The sequence below is a fragment of the Streptomyces sp. 13-12-16 genome (genome assembly GCF_002114215.1).
Classification (GTDB): Bacteria; Actinomycetota; Actinomycetes; order Streptomycetales; family Streptomycetaceae; genus Streptomyces.
Window position 1 is genome coordinate 1 of record NZ_NCTE01000406.1, and the last position, 2,983, is coordinate 2,983.

The 2,983-nt window shown below is 74.7% G+C and carries 4 protein-coding genes; all 4 read left to right on the plus strand.

The genetic code is table 11. The features are described 5' to 3' along the window. Positions 1-408 (plus strand): histidine phosphatase family protein (locus tag B7767_RS16480; protein ID WP_085572851.1); only part of this gene is annotated, 408 nt, incomplete at its 5' end. 28 nt (positions 409-436) lie between these two features. Beyond that, positions 437-1,063 (plus strand): YigZ family protein, encoded by a 627-nt coding sequence (locus B7767_RS16485; RefSeq protein ID WP_085572852.1) that lies wholly within the window; start codon positions 437-439, stop codon positions 1,061-1,063. A gap of 118 nt (positions 1,064-1,181) precedes the next feature. Then, positions 1,182-2,345, plus strand: coding sequence for an exonuclease SbcCD subunit D (locus B7767_RS16490; RefSeq protein WP_085572853.1), 1,164 nt, complete (start codon positions 1,182-1,184; stop codon positions 2,343-2,345). Then, on the plus strand, positions 2,342-2,983 hold a 642-nt coding region (locus tag B7767_RS16495), incomplete at its 3' end, for an AAA family ATPase (protein WP_143652503.1). The genes B7767_RS16490 and B7767_RS16495, both read left to right, overlap by 4 nt.

Consider the following 2,983-nt stretch of genomic DNA (forward strand, 5'->3'; position numbering starts at 1 on the left):
GGACGCGCGCTCGCCGAGGCCGACTGCCTGCCGGGCCTCGCGCTGTGCTCCACCGCCGTGCGGGCCCGCCGCACCTGGGAGCTGGCCGCCGCGCAGTGGGGCACGCCCCCGCCGGTCCGCCACGACCCCCGCCTGTACCACGCCGGCGTGCCCGAGCTGCTGGACGTGGTGCGCGACACACCGGCCGAGGTCGAGACGCTGCTGCTGATCGGACACAACCCGGGACTGGAGGACCTCGTCCTGACCCTGGCCGGCGACGGCCTGGACGACACCCTGGACCGCGTCCGCGCCAAGTTCCCCACCTCCGCGATCGCCGTGCTGTCCTGGCGCGGCGCCGCATGGCGGGACCTCGCCCCCGGTGCCGCCCTGCTGACGTCGGTGACGGTGCCCCGGGGCGGGCGCCGGTAGCCCGCGCGGGGACGCATAGGCTGGCAGGATGCAGGACGAGTACCGCACCGTCGCCCGCGCGGGTGTGCACGAGACTGAGATCAACCGCTCCCGCTTCCTGTGCGCCCTCGCCCCGGCGGCCACCGAGCAGGAGGCGCAGGACTTCGTCGCGGCCGTCCGCAAGGAGCACGCCGACGCCACCCACAACTGCTGGGCGTACGTCATCGGCGCCGACGCCTCCACCCAGAAGGCCAGCGACGACGGGGAGCCCGGCGGCACCGCCGGCGTCCCCATGCTCCAGATGCTGCTCCGCCGCGACATGCGGTACGTCGTCGCCGTCGTCACCCGCTACTACGGCGGCGTCAAGCTCGGCGCCGGCGGCCTCATCCGCGCGTACGGCGGCGCCGTCGGCGAGGCACTGGACACCCTCGGCACGATCACCCGGCGCCGCTTCCGGCTGGCCACCGTGACCGTCGGCCACCAACGGGCCGGCAAGGTCGAGAACGACCTGCGCGCCACCGGACGCGAGGTGCGCGACGTGCGCTACGGCGAGGAGGTCACGATCGAGATCGGCCTCCCGGACGCCGACGTGGACGCCTTCCGCGCGTGGCTCGCCGACGCGACCGCCGGGACGGCCGGGTTCGAGCTGGGCGGGGAGGCGTACGGGGACGCGTGACCGGTCCGTGTTCGACCTCTTCGGACGCATTGCGGGGGGAATGCGCACCGGGTCATGACGGAGCGATACGGGAGTAACCGCCCGTGCTGTCGGGCCCTCCGGTTACGCTGCGGGGATCATGAGACTGCTGCACACTTCCGACTGGCACCTCGGCCGGTCCTTCCACCGGGTCGGCATGCTCGGTGCCCAGGCCGAGTTCATCGGCCACCTCGTCAGCACCGTGCGTGAGCGCGAGGTGGACGCGGTGGTCGTGTCGGGAGACGTGTACGACCGCGCGGTGCCGCCGCTCGCCGCGGTCGAGCTGTTCGACGACGCCCTGCACCGTCTCGCCGGCCTCGGCGTGCCGACGGTGATGATCTCCGGCAACCACGACTCGGCCCGCCGTCTCGGCGTCGGCGCCGGGCTCATCGGGCGCGCCGGCATCCACCTGCGGACCGAACCGTCCGCGTGCGGCACGCCCGTGGTGCTGTCCGACGGGCACGGGGACGTCGCCTTCTACGGGCTGCCGTACCTCGAACCCACCCTGGTGAAGGACGAGTTCGCGGTGGAGAAGGCCGGCCACGAGACGGTGCTCGCCGCCGCCATGGACCGCGTCCGCGCGGACCTCGCCGCCCGCGCGCCCGGCACCCGCTCGGTCGTCCTCGCGCACGCCTTCGTCACCGGCGGCGAACCCAGTGACAGCGAGCGGGACATCACCGTCGGCGGGGTGGCCGCCGTGCCCGCCGGGGTGTTCGACGGCGTCGACTACGTGGCGCTGGGGCATCTGCACGGCTGCCAGACCCTCACCGAGCGGGTGCGCTACTCCGGCTCCCCGCTGCCGTACTCCTTCTCCGAGGCCGCGCACCGCAAGAGCATGTGGCTCGTCGACCTGGCCGCCGACGGGGCGGTCACCGCCGAGCGCGTGGACTGCCCGGTGCCGCGCGCGCTGGCCCGGATCCGCGGCACCCTCGAGGAGCTGCTCGCCGACCCCGCGCTGGCACGGCACACGGAGGCGTGGGTCGAGGCGACCCTCACCGACCCGGTCCGCCCGGCCGACCCCATGGCCCGGCTCACCGAGCGCTTCCCGCACACCCTCAGCCTCGTCTTCGACCCGGCCCGGACGGCGGACGACCCCGCGGCCTCCTACGCCCGCCGCCTCGCCGGCCGCGACGACCAGCAGATCGCCGAGGACTTCGTCGCCCACGTGCGCGGCACCGGCCCCGACCCGCACGAACGGGCCGTCCTGCGGGACGCCTTCGACGCGGTCCGCGCGGACGACGCGGTGCGGGAGGTGGCGCGGTGAGGCTGCACCGGCTGGACATGACGGCCTTCGGGCCGTTCGGGAGCACCCAGAGCGTCGACTTCGGCGAGCTGTCCGCCGCGGGGCTCTTCCTGCTGCACGGCCCCACCGGCGCCGGCAAGACCTCCGTCCTGGACGCCGTCTGCTACGCGCTGTACGGCTCCGTCCCCGGCGCCCGGCAGAGCGGTCAGGGCATGACCCTGCGCAGCGACCACGCCGCCCCGGGCGTCCGCACCGAGGTCACCCTCGAACTCACCGTCGCCGGACGCCGGCTGGAGATCACCCGGCAGCCGCCCTGGGAGCGTCCCAAGAAGCGCGGCACCGGCACCACGCTGGACAAGGCCCAGACCTGGCTGCGCGAACGCGACGCCGCCTCGGGCGCCTGGAAGGACCTCAGCCGCTCGCACCAGGAGATCGGCGAGGAGATCACCCAGCTCCTCGGCATGAGCCGGGAGCAGTTCTGCCAGGTCGTGCTGCTGCCCCAGGGCGACTTCGCGCGCTTCCTGCGCGCCGACGCCGAGGCCCGCGGCAAGCTGCTGGGCCGCCTCTTCGACACCCGCCGCTTCGCCGACGTGGAGAAGCGCCTCGCCGAACGCCGACGGGCCGCCGAGTCCCGGGTGCGCGAGGGCGACGCCGACCTG